The organism is Achromobacter sp. NCFB-sbj8-Ac1-l (assembly GCF_052695805.1).
The window spans coordinates 2,164,920-2,179,339 of record NZ_CP199812.1; the positions used below are offsets into that span (position 1 = coordinate 2,164,920).

Genomic DNA, 14,420 nt, shown 5'->3' on the forward strand with positions numbered 1-14,420 from the left:
TCAATCGGCCAATGTACGGAATATTCAAGCGGTAGATGTAGCTGTGAGCCACGAGAGCACGTTGCGCAAGTTGTTGCCCCTGGCGGGGGCGGTCATGATCTGGGGCGGCAATTGGCCCGTGATGAAGCTGGGGCTGGCGCACATGAGCCCGCTGTGGCTGGCGGCCAGCCGGTTTGGCTCGGCTGCGTTGATCAGCGTGGCCGTGCTGGCGATGCTGGGGCGGCTGCGCTTGCCGACGCGCCAGGAATGGCCGTTGGTGGCGGGCGTGGCGTTGCTGCAGATGTGGGCGTTTACGGCGCTTGCGCTGTGGGCCTTGCAATACGTCGCGCCGGGGCGCGCGTCGGTGATCGCGTACGCCACGTCGATCTGGGTGATCCCGCTGTCGTCGCTGGTGCTGAAAGAACGCCTGTCGGCGGCCCAGTGGGGCGCGACGGCGCTGAGCTATGCCGGTATCGGCGTGATCGTCGCGCCGGCATTCAGTCCGTGGCAGGCGCATACCGTGATCGGCCTGGTGATGCTGCTGGGCGCGTCGTTTGCCTGGGCATGCAACATCATCCAGCTGCGCGGCAACCGCCACGTGCGCTTGGGCGCCGACATGATTCCGTGGCAAACCGCGATTGCCACCGTGCCGCTGGCGGCGTTGGCCTGGCTGCGCGATGGGGCGCCGACCTTTCTGGCCGTGCCGGATGCGTGGCCGGTGATTCTGTATACCGGGCCGCTGGCCACGGCGCTGACCTTCATCGTGGTGCTGGGCATGACGCAGAAGCTGCCGCCGGTGGCGACATCGATTGCCATGCTGTGCGTGCCGGTGATCGGGTTGATCGTGTCGTCGGTGGTGTTTCATGAACGCATTTCGCCCGACCTGGCATTGGGCCTGGGCTTGATCGCCCTGAGCGTGGCCGCTTCGGCCGCGGCCGCGCGCATGAAGCGACCCCTGGCATTGCGGCCGTCATAGCGGCCGCCAGGCCGGGCTGCGCGGGGCGGCATGCTATCGTTGCGGTATTCATTTGAGAGTTACCACGCATGGCATTGCATCGTTTCGAGAAGGGCGAACTGGGTCATTGGCTGCGCATCGTTGCCGACAATTCGGAACCGGGCGCCGTCCAGACCAGCGTGCCCGCGCATGTCGCGCAAGCGCTGCAAACGCTGCGCTGCATCGAGGCCGATGCCGACGGCGCCTGGCGCATCACCGAAAAGGGCAAGCTGTCCCTGCGCATGGAAGAACCCGGCGCCCTGCATTTGCGCTAGCGCCTATGCGCCATCAGCCCTAGGGCATTTGGCCGATCCCGTCCTGCTTCGTCCTTTCCCGCTACGTGTTTGTGACGCATCGCTGCGCGCGCGACGGGTCGAATTAGTGCGTTTCTTGCGAACTTTGTCGCGGTATTGCGCGGACTTTCAGTCTTATTTGCGCGCTGTACGGGAATCTCCTGAGACGGTTTGTCTGATTTGGCTGCGTCCGGACGTATCGCGGGCGGGTCCGCGCCGGTAAGATGAACTTGCGTGACGTTTTCAGGTCTATTCATTGCGCGGGAATTCTGCAACCCGCTACGTCACGCGTGGTTCACGCGTTTAGGTAACCGACTGGGAGGTAGCACATGCAGCATCGTGACCAGGAAGTACTGATCGACGTTTCCACAGCGGCCATGGATACCGGCGGATATGGCGTATTGCTGACGGTAACGGCTGAGGGCGGCACCGAAGTGGATGCCGCGTTTTCCCACTTGGGCAACTGCGCTTCGTTGGACGAGGCACGAGATCGCGCGGAAATCTTCGCGCAGAACTGGGTCGAGGAAAACATCTTCCGGTAGGGCATGGCAACAAGCCCTTGAAGGAAGCTGAACGGCTGTACCGGTCTGTGTGCGCATGACGCTTCGAATGATGCTTGCACGATGGCGACGTAAATTTAGGTTATCGTCGCTGCTCCCTAACAAGCGGCCCTTATCGGGCATGCGTCGTTCAAAGATGACTGCCGCACAGACCAACTCCGCGCTGGCGGAGCACATCAACGCTTTTCGCGAGCATTTCGACTCCGTCATCCTGCCCCTGTGGATCGGGCCAGGCTTCAATGACGTGCTGGGTCTGCCCTTTGAATCCCTGGATGCGGCCACCGGCCAGCCCTTGCCGGCCGAGCGCTATCGCGCCATGGCCTGCGCGCGCCAACTGTACGTGTATGCCGAGGCGCCCGGTGCCGCGGCCGGTGCGCATGCCGACCGCCTGTTTGCCTCCTTGCGCCACTGGTTTCGCGACGAGTCGCATGGCGGCTGGCGCTACAGCATCGATGCCCAGGGGCGGCCGCTGGACGAAACGCAGGATCTGTACACCCATGCCTTCATCGTCTTTGCGTGCGCGGCGTATTTTCGCCGGTCGCGCAATGCGGACGCGCGCAAGTTGCTGCTGGCCACGGCCGAGACCATCGAGTCGCGTTTCAAGGCAGCCGATTCGCTGTACCACGCTGCGCTGAGTCCGGATTGGGGCCAGGTGCTGCGCGGTCCGGCGCAAAATCCCATGATGCACCTGACCGAGGCCTATCTGGCCGCGGCGCAGGTGGCTGAGCCGGCCCTGTTCGCGCAGCGGCTGCGTGGCCTGGCGCAGGCGATGACGCAGGCTTTCCTGAGCGCCCCGACGCAATGCATTTCGGAGGCGCCGCAAGGGGCGGCCGGCAACCGCATCGAACCGGGGCACCAGTTCGAATGGCTGTCGCTGGTGCGGGGCGCGGCCGAGGTGTTCGACGGGCTGGACCTGGCCGACGCATTGCCGCGCGGGGTGCATTGGGCTCGTGGGCACGGGGTCGATGCTGGCGGCGTGATTGCCGCCCTGGACGAGCGCGGCGCGGTGCTGGACGACACGCGCCGGGTCTGGGCACAGACGGAATACCTGCGGGTGCTGGCGGTGGTGGGCGATCTGCCGGCGTTGACGTCGGCGCTGGCGCATTTCCGGACCCGCTTCCTGCACGCCGGCGGGTGGTACGAATGCCTGGATGGCGCGGGTAAGGTGGTGCGCGCAGACATGCCGTCGACCTCGCCCTACCACCTGGCGACCTGCCTGGCGGCCCTGCCGGCCGTTGTTTAATTGCGCCGTTAACAATTTTTGTCTAATCGGGGACGGGTTTTAATAGAAAAACATTGGTGAAATCCCTTACAATTTGGTAACTATGTTTGTGGGGAAGCATCAATGAGCGTTATGTGCTTGGCTTGCCAACGCATCAATCCCGGGCTTGCGGGCGTTGCACCGCATTCTCATCTGGGGCACCAGGGATTCACCAACCCGACACAGAAGGGCCGCGAGGAAAGCCGCGAAGACCACTTCCGCTGCTTGAGCTGCGGCGCCAAGTGGCTGCGCGAGACGGACAAGTGGGGTGTGGACCTGGGATTCAAGCTGGCCCCTTGAGGGCCGGCGGCGCCCAGGGCGCCTGCGTAGTACAAGTGTCGGGCCCCGCAAGGGGCCCGTTTGTTTTTGTTACGGCATCGCCGCTTCGGGATCCTGGCGAGCGGTGTCGAGCAGCCACTCTCGGAAACAGGCCAGCGCGGGGTGATCGCGCCGCTGGGGCGGGGCGCACAGGTGGTAGCCGCGGGCGATGGTGACGCGCAGGTCGGGAAAGGGCGAGGCCACGTGGCCCGCTTGCAGGTCGTCCTGCACCAGACAGCGCTGCAGGACGGCGATGCCCATGTCGGCCATGACGGCGCGCACCAGGATGCTGACCTGTTCGAAGCTGCTGGCCAGGGTGATGGCGTCGCGCTGCACGCCGGCCGCGTCGAACCAGCGGGCCCAATTGTCGGGGCCGTTGGCGTGGTAGAGCAGGGGTTCGCCGAGCAGGCCGATGGGGCGGTCCCACAAGCCGGCCGCGCGCCGGGCGGCCAGCCGGGCCGGGCTGCAGATGACGACCATTTCGCGACCGATCACGTAGTCCGCCTGCCAGCCGGGCCATTGTCCGGCCACGCCCGAGAGGATGGCGGCGTCGGGCGTGGCGCCCGAGAAGTCCTCGTTGCGGCGGTAGGTGGCAAACCCCAGCTGGATGTCGGGATGCCGCCGGTGGAAGTCGGGCAGGCGGGGCACCAGCCAGGCACTGGCCAGGGTGGGCACGCTGGCCAGCGTGAGGCGCTGGCGGCGGTTGTCGGCGCGCAGTTCGGCGCTGAGCGCCTCGATGGCCTGTAGCGGCGCCAGGCCCCCTTCGTAGAGCTTGCGGCCGGTGTCGGTGAGCGTCAGGCCATGGGCGTTGCGGCGCATCAGCGGTTGGCCGAAATGCGCTTCGAGGCGGGCGATGGCGCGGCTGACGGCCCCCTGGGTGACGCACAACTGGTCGGCGGCCAGGGTGAAGCTGCCCAGCCGCGCCGCGGTCATGAAGGCGTGCAGCTCGGACATGGACGGCGAGTGCAGGCGCATGGCGCGGCGGTCCTTGGAACCCGCCAAGCGCGGGTCCTAGCATGAGCATAGGTAATGAAGGCGTGCAATATAGTCGTTTGAAAGGCGATCGTAAAGTTTGGACACTGGCGGCCTCGCAGCACGACCTGCACCTTTTTCGGAGTCGCTCCATGTCCCGCCTTTTCGGCTGTTCCGCGCGCATTGCGCTTGCCGGCGTCTGCGCCGCGCTGTCTTTCGCTGGCACGGCCACCGCCGCCGACTATCCTTCGCGCCCCATCAAGCTGGTGGTGCCGTTTGCCGCGGGCGGCTCGACCGACATCGTGGCGCGCCTGGTGGCCGAATACGCCGGCCGTGACCTGAAGCAGACCATCGTGGTGGAAAACAAGGCCGGCGCGGGCGGCTCGCTGGGCATGGAACAGGTGGCGCGTTCGGTGGCCGACGGCTACACGATAGGCATGGCGACGATGAGCACGCATGGGTCGAACCCGGCCGTGTACCGCAAGATGAACTACGACCCGGTCAAGGATTTCGAGCCGGTGGCCAACGTGCTGGCCGTGCCGAGCATCTTCGCGATCAACCCGAAGCTGCCGGCCAGGAACATGGCCGAGTTCGTGGCGCTGGCCAAGGGTTCGCCGGACAAGTACAGCTTTGCCTCTCCGGGCGTGGGCTCGCTGGGCCACGTGAACATCGAGAATTTCATGATGCTGGCCGGCATCAAGCTGCTGCATGTGCCGTACCGTGGCGCGGGGCCGGCGCTGAACGACGTGATGGGCGGGCAGGTGGACGCCATCACCGACAACCTGTCGTCGACGCTGCCCCAGGTGCTGGGCGGCAAGCTGCGGCCGCTGGCGGTGCTGGGCGCCGAGCGTTCGCCGCTGCTGCCGGACGTGCCGACCTACATCGAGCTGGGCTATCCCGACATGGGCACGGGCGGCTGGTTTGGCCTGGTGGCGCCGGCGGGCACGCCGTCGGCGGTGGTGGAACGCCTGAACCAGGCGGTGCAGGCGGCCATGAAGGACCCGGAATTCCGCAAGAAGGCCGAGGACGTCGGTGGTACGCTGATGCCCACGACGCCGCAGCAATTCAAGGTCCAGATCGAGCAGGCCCTGGCGCGCTACGCCAAGGTCGCGAAGGCCGCCAACATCCAGGCCGATTAAGGCCTGTCAACCCGACCCCCGACGATGACACACGCCGATTTCCAAGCCGTTTCCGTGCACGCGCCGACCGCGCCGGCCTTGCCGCTGGTCTGCGATTCGCCGCATAGCGGCGAGCAATATCCCGCCGACTTCAATGCCGCCGCCAGCCTGGCGCAACTGCGCCAGGGCGAAGACACGCACGTGGACGCCCTGTGGTCGGCGGCCCCCGCGCTGGGCGCCATGTTGATCGCGGCGCATTTTCCGCGGGTCTACATCGACCCCAACCGCACGCTGCGCGACCTGGACCCGGAACTGCTGGCCGAACCCTGGCCCGAGCCGCTGGACCCCGGCGAAAAGACGCGGCTGGGCAAGGGGCTGATCTGGCGTCGCATGGACAAGGCCACGCCGATCTACGACCGCAAGCTGACGCTGGCCGAAGTGCGGCATCGCATCCAGGCGTACTACGAGCCTTATCACGCGGCGCTGGCGCGGGCGATTGACACCGCGCAGCGCGATTTCGGCGCGGTCTGGCACCTGAACCTGCATTCGATGCCGAACGACGCCTACGAGCGCCTGGGGCGCCAGAGCGAGCATCCGCTGGCCGACTTCGTGCTGGGCGATCGCGACGGCACCACCTGTGAACCGGAGTTCATTGCGCTGATCGAGACCGAATTGCGCGACCGCGGCTATACGGTGGCGCGCAACGATCCGTACAAGGGCGTGCAATTGATCGCGCAGATCGGCCAGCCGGCGCTGAACCGCCATAGCCTGCAGGTCGAGATCCGCCGTCCGCTGTACATGGACGAGGTGACGCGCGAGCGCAATGCGGGCTTTGACAGCCTGCGCGCGGACCTGTCGCAGGTGCTCGAACGGGTGGCGCATTACGTGCGTTCGCGCATGACGGCCATATCGTCGACAAAATAGACGCGCGTGCATATTGCGTGGCGGGGCGGCCCCGGTTGATGCAGATCAACCGGGGCCGCTGCGCATCGGCTTAAGTTTCGCCGTGGCGGGCCGTTGTCGCTAACAACGTGCTGCGCCGCCACTGGGCGCGGCCTATAGGGAACCTGTATGGCCGAGAAGATCATCAACGGTTTTTCCGTCGTGGCGTATGCCACGCAGCCCGAAGGCCGCGTGCCCGCGCGCGCCTTCCTGGAGACGCGGCGCTTGCCGGCCAAGCCGGCGAAAGCCACGAAGGATGCGCCCTCCGAGCCGCAGGTCGAGGCGGAACCCGCCGAAGCGGACGAACCGGAAAGCCTGGCGTTCGAGATTTTCGTGACGCGCCGTTTTCGCAGCACCGTCGAAGCGATGTCGGCCGCGCGCAACGCGCTGGACCGTGTGAAGGCTGTGGACGCCGAGGGCGTGCCGGACCATTTGCCGGACTGAGTCCGCCGGATCCTTTGCCGGACTGGACGAGACCCTGGGCGGGTCCTCTGCGGGAGGGCCCGCCCATATTGTTATCCCCACTTTGTATTTGTCTAACGCCTGAGCGCGGGCCGATGATGCCGCATGGCAAGCATCGCCATTCACAGTCTGCTCAAAAGGAAGGTTGATGAATACGAACGTCCAATCGGGCGCCCACGCGGCGCGCGGAGTATCGCGGCGCACGCTGTTGCGTGCGGCCAGCCTTGCGGGCCTGGCCGCGCCGCTGGGCATGTTGGGGTCGCGCGTGCTGGCGGCGAACACCGCGCCGCGCACCTACAAGATCGCATGGAGCCAGACCGCGGTGTGCCAGTCGCCCGTATCGGTGGCGCTGGAGCGCGGTTTTTTCGACAAGTACAACCTGAAGGTCGAACGCATCAATTTCAGCGGCTCGACCGACCAATTGCTGGAAGCCATCGCCACCGGCCACGCCGACGGCGGCATCGGCATGGCGCTGCGCTGGCTCAAGCCGCTGGAGCAGGGCTTTGACGTGAAGCTGGCGGTGGGCACGCATGGCGGCTGCATGCGCCTGCTGACTGCGGCGGACTCGCCGATCAAGAGCGTGCAGGACCTGAAGGGCCGCCGCATTGCGGTGTCGGACCAGGCCAGCCCGGTGAAGAACTTCTTTGCGATCCGCGTGGCGCAGCTGGGCATCGATCCGGAATCGGTGGACTGGCGCCAGTATCCGCAGGACCTGTTCGGCGAGGTGCTGCGCAAGGGCGAGGTGGATGCGATCGCGGGCGACGATCCGCTGATCTACACGCTGCGCGAAGACAACAAGCTGCGCGAGATTGCCACCAACATCGAAGGCGACTACGAGAACCGCACCTGCTGCGTGTTGGGCCTGCGTGGCGATCTGGTGCGCAAGGACCCGGAGTCGGCCGCGGCGATCACGCGCGCGGTCATCGACGCGCAGCGCTGGACCGCGTCCAATCCGGACGAGACGGCGCGCATCTTCGCGCCGTACGTGCCGGGCAAGGTGCCGGCCGAGCGCGTGGCGGCGATCTTGCGCACGCACAGCCACGGCCATGCGTCGACGGGCGCTGCGCTGCGCGAGGAAATCGTGGGCTACGCCAAGGACCTGAAGACGATCAAGGTGCTGAGCGCGAACCTGGACATCAACAAGTACGCGCAAGCGGTGGTGCCCAATGTCCTCGGCTGACGCGCTGGCGGCGGGGGCGCTGCGCGGCGCGCCGGCGGCCGCCCAACCCTGGCGTCTGTGGAAGACCGGCGTGGTCGCCGCGGCCCTGTGGGCCGCGGTGGGCGGGGTGACGCTGCGCTGGCCCAATGTGGAAGTGGGTTTCACGTCGTGGGGCTACACGCAGGAATTCGGCGTGGCCGCGTTGGCGCTGGCGGCCGCGTTGCTGCTGGTGGCGGTGGCGGGCGGGGCCCATTGGCGGCCGGTGCGCGCGCTGCACCGCGCGGGGCCCTGGCTGCTGGCCCTGGCCGTGGCGGTGGGCGTGTGGGAAGTGGCCACGGCCAAGCTGGCGTTGCTGCCCAGCCCGTTCTTCGCACCACCGCAGTCGCTGATCGAGGTGTATGTCAGCGACTACAGGCGGCTGGCCGACAGCCTGGTCAATTCGCTGTGGCTGCTGGCCAATGGCTTTGTGCTGGGGGCGGCGGCGGGCTTCCTGACGGGCGTGGCGATCGGCTGGTCGCGCGGGCTGGGCTACTGGGTGCATCCGGTGCTTCGCTTTCTGGGGCCGGTGCCGTCGACGGCGTTGCTGCCAATGGCGTTCTTCTTCTTTCCGTCGAGCTGGTCCGCGGCGGTGTTCCTGATTGCGCTGGCCACCTGGTTTCCCGTCACGGTGCTGACGTGGTCCGGCGTGGCCGGGGTGAACCGTGCGTACTACGACGTGGCGCGCACCATGGGGGCCAGCGAATGGTTCCTGGTGCTGCGGGTGGCGATTCCGGCGGCGCTGCCGCAGGTGTTCGTGGGCCTGTTCATGGGGCTGGGCGCATCGTTCTCGGTGCTGGTGGCGGCCGAGATGATGGGCGTGAAATCCGGCCTGGGCTGGTATCTGTCGTGGGCGCAGGGCTGGGCTTCGTACGCCAACATGTACGGCGCGCTGATCGTGATGGCGCTGGTGTTCTCGGGCCTGATCACCTTGCTGTTCCTGGGGCGTGACCGCTTGCTGGCCTGGCAGAAGGGAGTCGTGAAATGGTAGCGGCGACGCAAGTGTCGAAGGCTGCGGCCGGTTCGCAGGCGGCCGCGGCGCGCGGCGCGGCCCTGGCGGTGCGCGGCGTGAATCATCGATTCGACCTGGATGGCGCGGCGCTGCCGGTGCTGGACGGGATCGACCTGGACGTGCAACCCGGCGAGTTCGTGGCCTTGCTGGGCCCCAGCGGCTGCGGCAAGTCGACGCTGTTGCGGCTGGTGGCAGGGCTGGAGCCGCCGGCCGAAGGGGACCTGCTGGCCGATGGCGAACCCATCGAGGGCCCGTCGCCGTCGCGCATCGTGGTGTTCCAGGACCCCACGCTGTATCCCTGGCGCACGGTGTGGCACAACGTGGCGCTGGGCTTGCAGGCGCGCGGGCTGCTCAAGACCCGGCGCGAGCGCGTGGACGACGCGTTGCAGCGGGTGGGGCTGGCGGCGTTCAGCCAGGCCTATCCGCACCAGCTGTCGGGCGGCATGGCGCAGCGCGCGGCCCTGGCGCGTGCGTTGGTGAACGATCCGCGCATCCTGATCCTGGATGAGCCGCTGGGCAAGCTGGATTCGCTGACGCGGATCGCGATGCAGTCCGAGCTGGTGGAGCTGTGGCAGCGCACCGGCGTGACGGCCTTGCTGGTGACGCACGACGTGGAAGAGGCGCTGTTCATGGCGTCACGCATCATTGTGCTGAGCGAGCGGCCGGCGCGGATCAAGGACGAGATCGTCAATGACCTGCCGTACCCGCGCCATCGCGGCGATCCGCGGCTGGCCGAATTGCGTCGCCAGGCGCTGGCGCTGTTGGGGTTGGATGCGACGTGGTGAGCAACGCAGGGGTGGCGCTGGCGGCCCTGGCAGCGCCGGCGGGCCTGCTGGCGGGCCTGGCCGCGGCGCGCCGGCGCGCCGGCGCGGCGATCACCGTCGGCGTGCCATTGCCGGGGCAGGCGGCCTTGGCGCTGGGGGCGGCGCTTGCCGTGCTGGCCTTGGGCTGGCAGCGGGCGCAGGGCACGCCGGGACTATTGGGGTCGCGCCTGGGACATCTGGTGCTGGCGGCCGTGGCGGTGTTGCTGCTGACCGCGCTGGCGGCCGCGTGGTTGCACAGCCGTGCCGCGGGGCGCGCGGCGCAGGCGCAATGGCGTCACGCCGCGGCCATGCTGCTGGGGGCGCTGGCGCTGCTAGCCGGCGTGATCGCCGTGGCGATTGCCTGGCAGCCCGAAGAGGCGCTTGCCATTGCGCATTGGCCCTTTGCCTGGCGCTACGACCCGGATCTGCCGGTCGGCACGCAGACCTGGCGTCGGCTGTGGTTGGCGGTCGGGCTGACGGGGCTGGCGCTGGCGCTGCTGGTGGCGGCCTTGTTCGCGCGGCGCGGCCGGTGGGTGTGGCTGACGGCCGCGGCCGGCCTGCTGGCCTCTGCCAACTGGCCGGCGCCGCAACTGCTGATGACGGAGGCGACGCGCACCTCGTACCAGCGGTCGCCGCTGCCGTTCACGGATCGCAATGTGCTGCAGGGCGGCCGGCTGTATCAGGCGCACTGTGCGGGCTGCCATGGCGAGCAGGCCGATGGCCGCGGACCGCTGGCGGCGGGGCTGTCCGCCTGGCCCAGCGTGCTGGGGCCGCCGTTGTTCGACAACCGCCTGGAAGGCGAACTGCATTGGCGGGTGACGCACGGCGGTGACGAACGGGGCGGCGTGTCGGCCATGCCGGGCTTTGGCGCGGCATTGGGCCCGGACGAGATTTGGCAAGTGCTGGACTATCTGCGGCTGCGGGCCTACGGCGGCAGCGGCGGCACGGGCATGCCGGCGATTCCCGCGCCGGGCGTGGCGGTGACTTGCCGCGACGGGCGCGCGACGACGCTGGCGGGGCTGCGCGGCCTGCCATTGTGGGTGGGCGCGGCCGCAGGGGCGTCCGCGCCGAATGCGCTGCAAGCGCCGCTGGATCCGCGTCTGCTGACGGTGGCGCTCACCTGGGGCGGCGGCGATCCTGCGGGCGCCGATTGCGTGGCGCCAGGCGAGGATGCCTGGAACGCCTACGCGCTGGCGGCGGGCGTGCCGCCCGACGCACTGGCCGGCGCGCAGTTCATGGTAGACCGCCGCGGCTGGCTGCGCGCGCGCCGGCTGCCCGGCGCGGCGCCTGCCTGGACCAGCGCGGACAACGTCTGCGGCCCCGGCGGCCGCATGGAAAGCGCTTCCGCCCAGGGACTGGGCGCGCTGTTGCAGGCGATGGACCGTGCCCCCATCGGCATTCCGGATACGCGGCGCAGGCAGTAGCGCCGCGCGGGCACATCCGCTTTATCCATTCCACTCTTACTTACGCGAGGCAGGAAGATGAGTACCTTGAACGAATACCTGGGCCAGAAGCGGCAGGCCGTGCTGGTGCGCAACGCGCGCGATCCGCAGACGGTGACGCCGGTGAAGCTGCGCGCACACGTCAGCGCCGAAGGCCGCAGCGGCGTGCGCCGCATCCGCATCCGCGATCACCAGGTGGTCAGCGACAGCCCGGCGGATTTCGCCGGCTACGACCTGGGGCCGAGTTCGCCCGAGCTGCTGCTGGGGTCGCTGGGCAGTTGCCTGACGCACATCTTCCTGATCAAGGCGGCCGAGCTGGAGTTGCCGCTGGAGTCGCTGGAAGTCGAGATCGAGGGCGACCTGGATCCGCGCGGCGGCAAGCCGGGCTATGAAAAGGTGCCGTTCTTTCCGCACAACATCCGCTATACGGCGCACATTGTGTCGCCGGCCGATGACAGCGCGGTGCGTGCCGTGCACGAGGCGGTGGAGCAGTGGTGCCCGATCCTGAATCTGCTCAAGCAGCCGCAGCCGCTGGAGGGCAGCGTGCGGCATACGCGGCCGTCGGCGCAGTAGGACATTGCCGGGACTGCCCGCGCCGGCGCCCGGTGGCGTGGGCGGGCCGGGCCTGCCTGATGCTGCGGCGTCAGGTCAGCGAACTGCGCATCAGGATCTCGGTCAACGCGCGGGTGGGCTTGTTGGGTGCGGGCGCCGAGATGACGATGAACTCCACCTGGGGCAGGGCCGGCAGCGCATGCACGCCGGCCGGCGCGGCCAGGCCGGCGGTGGACAGGTGCGAGGGCTGCACGGTGATGCCCAGGCCGGCGCGGGCAGCCGCCTGGCAACCCGCGTAGCTGGTGCTGGTGCAGACGATCTGCCAGTTGCGCCCGGCCCGCGCCAGCGCATCCAGCGCCAGCGTGCGGGTGACGCTGGGCTCGCGCAGCAGGATCAGCGGCAGCGGCGCGTCCGGCGCGATGCGCAGGCCTTCCTTGGCGCGCCACAGCAGCGCTTCCTTGTGCAGGGTCTGGCCACGGCGGTCGCCGCGGCGACGCTTGCCGATCATGACATCCAGTCCGTTGTCGTCCAGCAGCCGGTAGAGGTCGCTGGTGACGCCGATGGTGATGTCCAGTTCCACTTCGGGATGCGCCTGGCGGAAGGCGGCCAGCACGTCGGGCAGCGGCCCCATGGCCAGGTCGTCGGACGTGCCCAGGCGCACGCGGCCACGCAGCCGCGGGGCGTCGAACAGACGTTCGGCGCGCTCGTGGGCATCCAGGATGATTTCGGCGTGCACCAGCAGGCTGCGGCCGTCGCTGGTCAGGGACAGCGAGTGGGTATCGCGCAGGAACAGGCGGCGGTTCAGCGCCTGTTCGAGCTGGCGGATGTGTTCACTGACGGTGGGCTGGGTCAGGCCCAGCCGGCGCGCGGCTTCGCTGAAGCTGGGTGAGGCCGCGGCCGCGGCGAAGGTCTTTAGCCAGAGCGGGTTGAGCATGGAGGACCGGTCATAGGATATTCCGATGACAGTTAAAGTAACCAGTGGCCTTCACGATAGCAAGCGGCGCGCCTATAGTGGCGAAAATTTCCCGGAAAACCCGCCATGCGCCGCTTCTTGCCCGACCAGTTCACGCTCATCCTGATCGCCACCGTGGCATTCGCCAGCTTCTTTCCCGCGGTGGGCAAGGGGGCGTCGTTCATGATGGTGGCCAGCAACGTGGCCATTTCGCTGCTGTTCTTCCTGCACGGGGCGCGCCTGTCCACCGATGCGATCGTGGCGGGGGTGAAGGACGTGCGGCTGCATGCCCTGATCCTGGGCTGTACCTTCATCCTGTTTCCCGCGCTGGGCCTGGGGCTGCGGGCGCTGTTCCCGGGCTTGCTGACGCCATCGCTGTGGCTGGGCGTGATCTTCGTGTGCACGCTGTCGTCCACGGTGCAGTCGTCGATCGCGTTCACCTCGATGGCGCGGGGCAACGTGCCCGGCGCCATCTGCGCGGCCACGGCCTCGAACCTGCTGGGCACGGTGCTGACGCCGCTGCTGGTGGCGGTGCTGCTGCACCGCCAGGGCGGCGGGCATGGCCTGGCCGACGCCGGCCGCATCCTGCTGCAATTGTTGCTGCCGTTTGCGGTGGGCAGCCTGCTGCGGCCATGGATCGGCGCCTGGGCGCAGCGCAACAGCCGCGTGCTGTCCAAGGTGGACCGCAGCTCGATCCTGCTGGCGGTGTACACGGCGTTCAGCGAGGCGGTGGCGCAGGGCATCTGGCACGCGTTTCCCGCCATCGACCTGGCGACCATGGTGCTGGTGAACGCGCTGCTGCTGGGCGCGGTGCTGCTGATCACCACATGGGGCAGCCGCAAGCTGGGCCTGTCCAAGGAAAACGAGATCACGCTGGTGTTCTGCGGCTCGAAGAAGTCGCTGGCCTCGGGCATTCCGCTGGCCACCGTGCTGTTCGGCACGTCGCAGATGGGCATCGTGGTGCTGCCGCTGATGATCTTTCACCAGATGCAGCTGATGGTCTGCGCGGTGCTGGCGCGCCGTTATGCGGACCGCAGCGAGCCGGGTCAGGTTGCCGCGCCCGCGCAGGCCTGAGCCTGGCGTGCCGCCGCGCCGGCAATCGGCGCGGCCGATTGCCGCGCGGGGCGGGCGGCCAAGGCGGTGGCGGTCAGCCTTCGGCGGCGTCCAGTGGCCGGATCTTGCCACTGGGCTGCCAATAGACGGCGCCCTCGCGTTCCTGCACCGCCAGCACCGTCAGGCGGCCATTGCGGCAGGGGCCGCCCACGCACAAGCCCGTGTCGGGCTCATAGGTGGCGCCGTGGCGCGCGCACATGATCAGGTCGCCGGCGCGGGTGAAGAAGCTGCCTTCCCAGTCGAGTTCGACGCCCACGTGGGCGCAGCGGTTCAGGTAACCGTGCACGCGATCCTGGTAGCGCACGAAGAACGCGGTGGTCTGGCCGGCGCTGTCGGTGACGGGCACCTTGACGCCCAGGCCGCCGTTGACCAGGTCGGAGGCGGCGCAGACGCGGATTTCGGGAGCGCTGGAGGAATCCTGCATGGCGGGCCTTGGAATCAAAGGGTGCGAT

The 14,420-nt window shown here is 68.3% G+C and carries 17 protein-coding genes; 14 read left to right on the forward strand and 3 right to left on the reverse strand.

Going from position 1 to position 14,420, the window contains the following annotated elements:
- Positions 1 to 61 precede the first annotated feature (61 nt).
- From ACUDP5_RS09925 to ACUDP5_RS09945, 5 genes are all read left to right on the forward strand, one after another.
- Positions 62 to 955 (forward strand): DMT family transporter, encoded by an 894-nt coding sequence (locus ACUDP5_RS09925; protein ID WP_445658648.1) that lies wholly within the window; start codon positions 62 to 64, stop codon positions 953 to 955.
- Between the two features lie 68 nt (positions 956 to 1,023).
- The gene (locus ACUDP5_RS09930; RefSeq protein ID WP_263914793.1) at positions 1,024 to 1,248 is read left to right on the forward strand and encodes a hypothetical protein; all 225 of its coding nucleotides are present in this window, start codon (positions 1,024 to 1,026) and stop codon (positions 1,246 to 1,248) included.
- Between the two features lie 347 nt (positions 1,249 to 1,595).
- Positions 1,596 to 1,808, forward strand: coding sequence for a hypothetical protein (locus ACUDP5_RS09935; protein ID WP_006218759.1), 213 nt, complete (start codon positions 1,596 to 1,598; stop codon positions 1,806 to 1,808).
- A gap of 154 nt (positions 1,809 to 1,962) precedes the next feature.
- Positions 1,963 to 3,069 (forward strand): AGE family epimerase/isomerase, encoded by a 1,107-nt coding sequence (locus tag ACUDP5_RS09940; protein ID WP_445658649.1) that lies wholly within the window; start codon positions 1,963 to 1,965, stop codon positions 3,067 to 3,069.
- A gap of 102 nt (positions 3,070 to 3,171) precedes the next feature.
- Positions 3,172 to 3,387 carry a hypothetical protein gene (locus ACUDP5_RS09945; protein WP_025135384.1) on the forward strand — a complete coding sequence of 72 codons (216 nt, stop codon included), beginning with the start codon at positions 3,172 to 3,174 and terminating at the stop codon, positions 3,385 to 3,387.
- A 69-nt stretch (positions 3,388 to 3,456) separates the two neighbouring features.
- On the opposite strand, the gene ACUDP5_RS09950 is transcribed toward ACUDP5_RS09945, so the two are convergent.
- Positions 3,457 to 4,380, reverse strand: a complete 924-nt coding sequence (locus tag ACUDP5_RS09950; protein WP_445659143.1) for a LysR substrate-binding domain-containing protein — start codon at positions 4,378 to 4,380, stop codon at positions 3,457 to 3,459.
- A gap of 149 nt (positions 4,381 to 4,529) precedes the next feature.
- On the opposite strand from ACUDP5_RS09950, the gene ACUDP5_RS09955 reads away from it, so the two are divergent.
- From ACUDP5_RS09955 to ACUDP5_RS09990, 8 genes are all read left to right on the forward strand, one after another.
- Positions 4,530 to 5,516, forward strand: coding sequence for a Bug family tripartite tricarboxylate transporter substrate binding protein (locus ACUDP5_RS09955; RefSeq protein ID WP_263914795.1), 987 nt, complete (start codon positions 4,530 to 4,532; stop codon positions 5,514 to 5,516).
- A 24-nt stretch (positions 5,517 to 5,540) separates the two neighbouring features.
- Positions 5,541 to 6,419: an N-formylglutamate amidohydrolase gene (locus ACUDP5_RS09960; protein WP_445658650.1), complete on the forward strand. Its 879-nt coding sequence runs from the start codon at positions 5,541 to 5,543 to the stop codon at positions 6,417 to 6,419.
- Positions 6,420 to 6,566: 147 nt separating this feature from the next.
- Positions 6,567 to 6,881, forward strand: a complete 315-nt coding sequence (locus ACUDP5_RS09965; RefSeq protein WP_263914797.1) for a hypothetical protein — start codon at positions 6,567 to 6,569, stop codon at positions 6,879 to 6,881.
- Between the two features lie 166 nt (positions 6,882 to 7,047).
- On the forward strand, positions 7,048 to 8,079 hold the full coding sequence (locus ACUDP5_RS09970; protein ID WP_263914798.1) for an ABC transporter substrate-binding protein: 1,032 nt from the start codon (positions 7,048 to 7,050) through the stop codon (positions 8,077 to 8,079).
- Complete coding sequence (locus tag ACUDP5_RS09975; protein ID WP_445658651.1) at positions 8,066 to 9,085, forward strand: ABC transporter permease; 1,020 nt, start codon at positions 8,066 to 8,068, stop codon at positions 9,083 to 9,085. Before ACUDP5_RS09970 ends, ACUDP5_RS09975 begins: the two co-directional genes overlap by 14 nt.
- A complete protein-coding gene (locus ACUDP5_RS09980) occupies positions 9,079 to 9,891 on the forward strand; it encodes an ABC transporter ATP-binding protein (RefSeq protein WP_263914800.1) in 813 nt (270 codons plus the stop codon). Before ACUDP5_RS09975 ends, ACUDP5_RS09980 begins: the two co-directional genes overlap by 7 nt.
- On the forward strand, positions 9,888 to 11,333 hold the full coding sequence (locus ACUDP5_RS09985; RefSeq protein ID WP_445658652.1) for a c-type cytochrome: 1,446 nt from the start codon (positions 9,888 to 9,890) through the stop codon (positions 11,331 to 11,333). Before ACUDP5_RS09980 ends, ACUDP5_RS09985 begins: the two co-directional genes overlap by 4 nt.
- A 57-nt stretch (positions 11,334 to 11,390) precedes the next feature.
- Positions 11,391 to 11,924, forward strand: coding sequence for an OsmC family protein (locus ACUDP5_RS09990; RefSeq protein ID WP_263914802.1), 534 nt, complete (start codon positions 11,391 to 11,393; stop codon positions 11,922 to 11,924).
- Between the two features lie 70 nt (positions 11,925 to 11,994).
- Here ACUDP5_RS09990 and ACUDP5_RS09995 read toward each other — a convergent pair whose 3' ends face one another.
- Positions 11,995 to 12,837: a LysR substrate-binding domain-containing protein gene (locus ACUDP5_RS09995; RefSeq protein WP_263914803.1), complete on the reverse strand. Its 843-nt coding sequence runs from the start codon at positions 12,835 to 12,837 to the stop codon at positions 11,995 to 11,997.
- Positions 12,838 to 12,942: 105 nt separating this feature from the next.
- On the opposite strand from ACUDP5_RS09995, the gene ACUDP5_RS10000 reads away from it, so the two are divergent.
- Entirely contained in the window at positions 12,943 to 13,929 is a 987-nt protein-coding gene (locus ACUDP5_RS10000; RefSeq protein WP_263914804.1) for a bile acid:sodium symporter, read from the forward strand.
- Positions 13,930 to 14,002: 73 nt separating this feature from the next.
- Here the strand turns inward: ACUDP5_RS10000 and ACUDP5_RS10005 are convergent, their stop codons facing one another.
- The gene (locus ACUDP5_RS10005; RefSeq protein ID WP_175219896.1) at positions 14,003 to 14,392 is read right to left on the reverse strand and encodes a Rieske (2Fe-2S) protein; all 390 of its coding nucleotides are present in this window, start codon (positions 14,390 to 14,392) and stop codon (positions 14,003 to 14,005) included.
- Between the last annotated feature and the right edge of the window lie 28 nt (positions 14,393 to 14,420).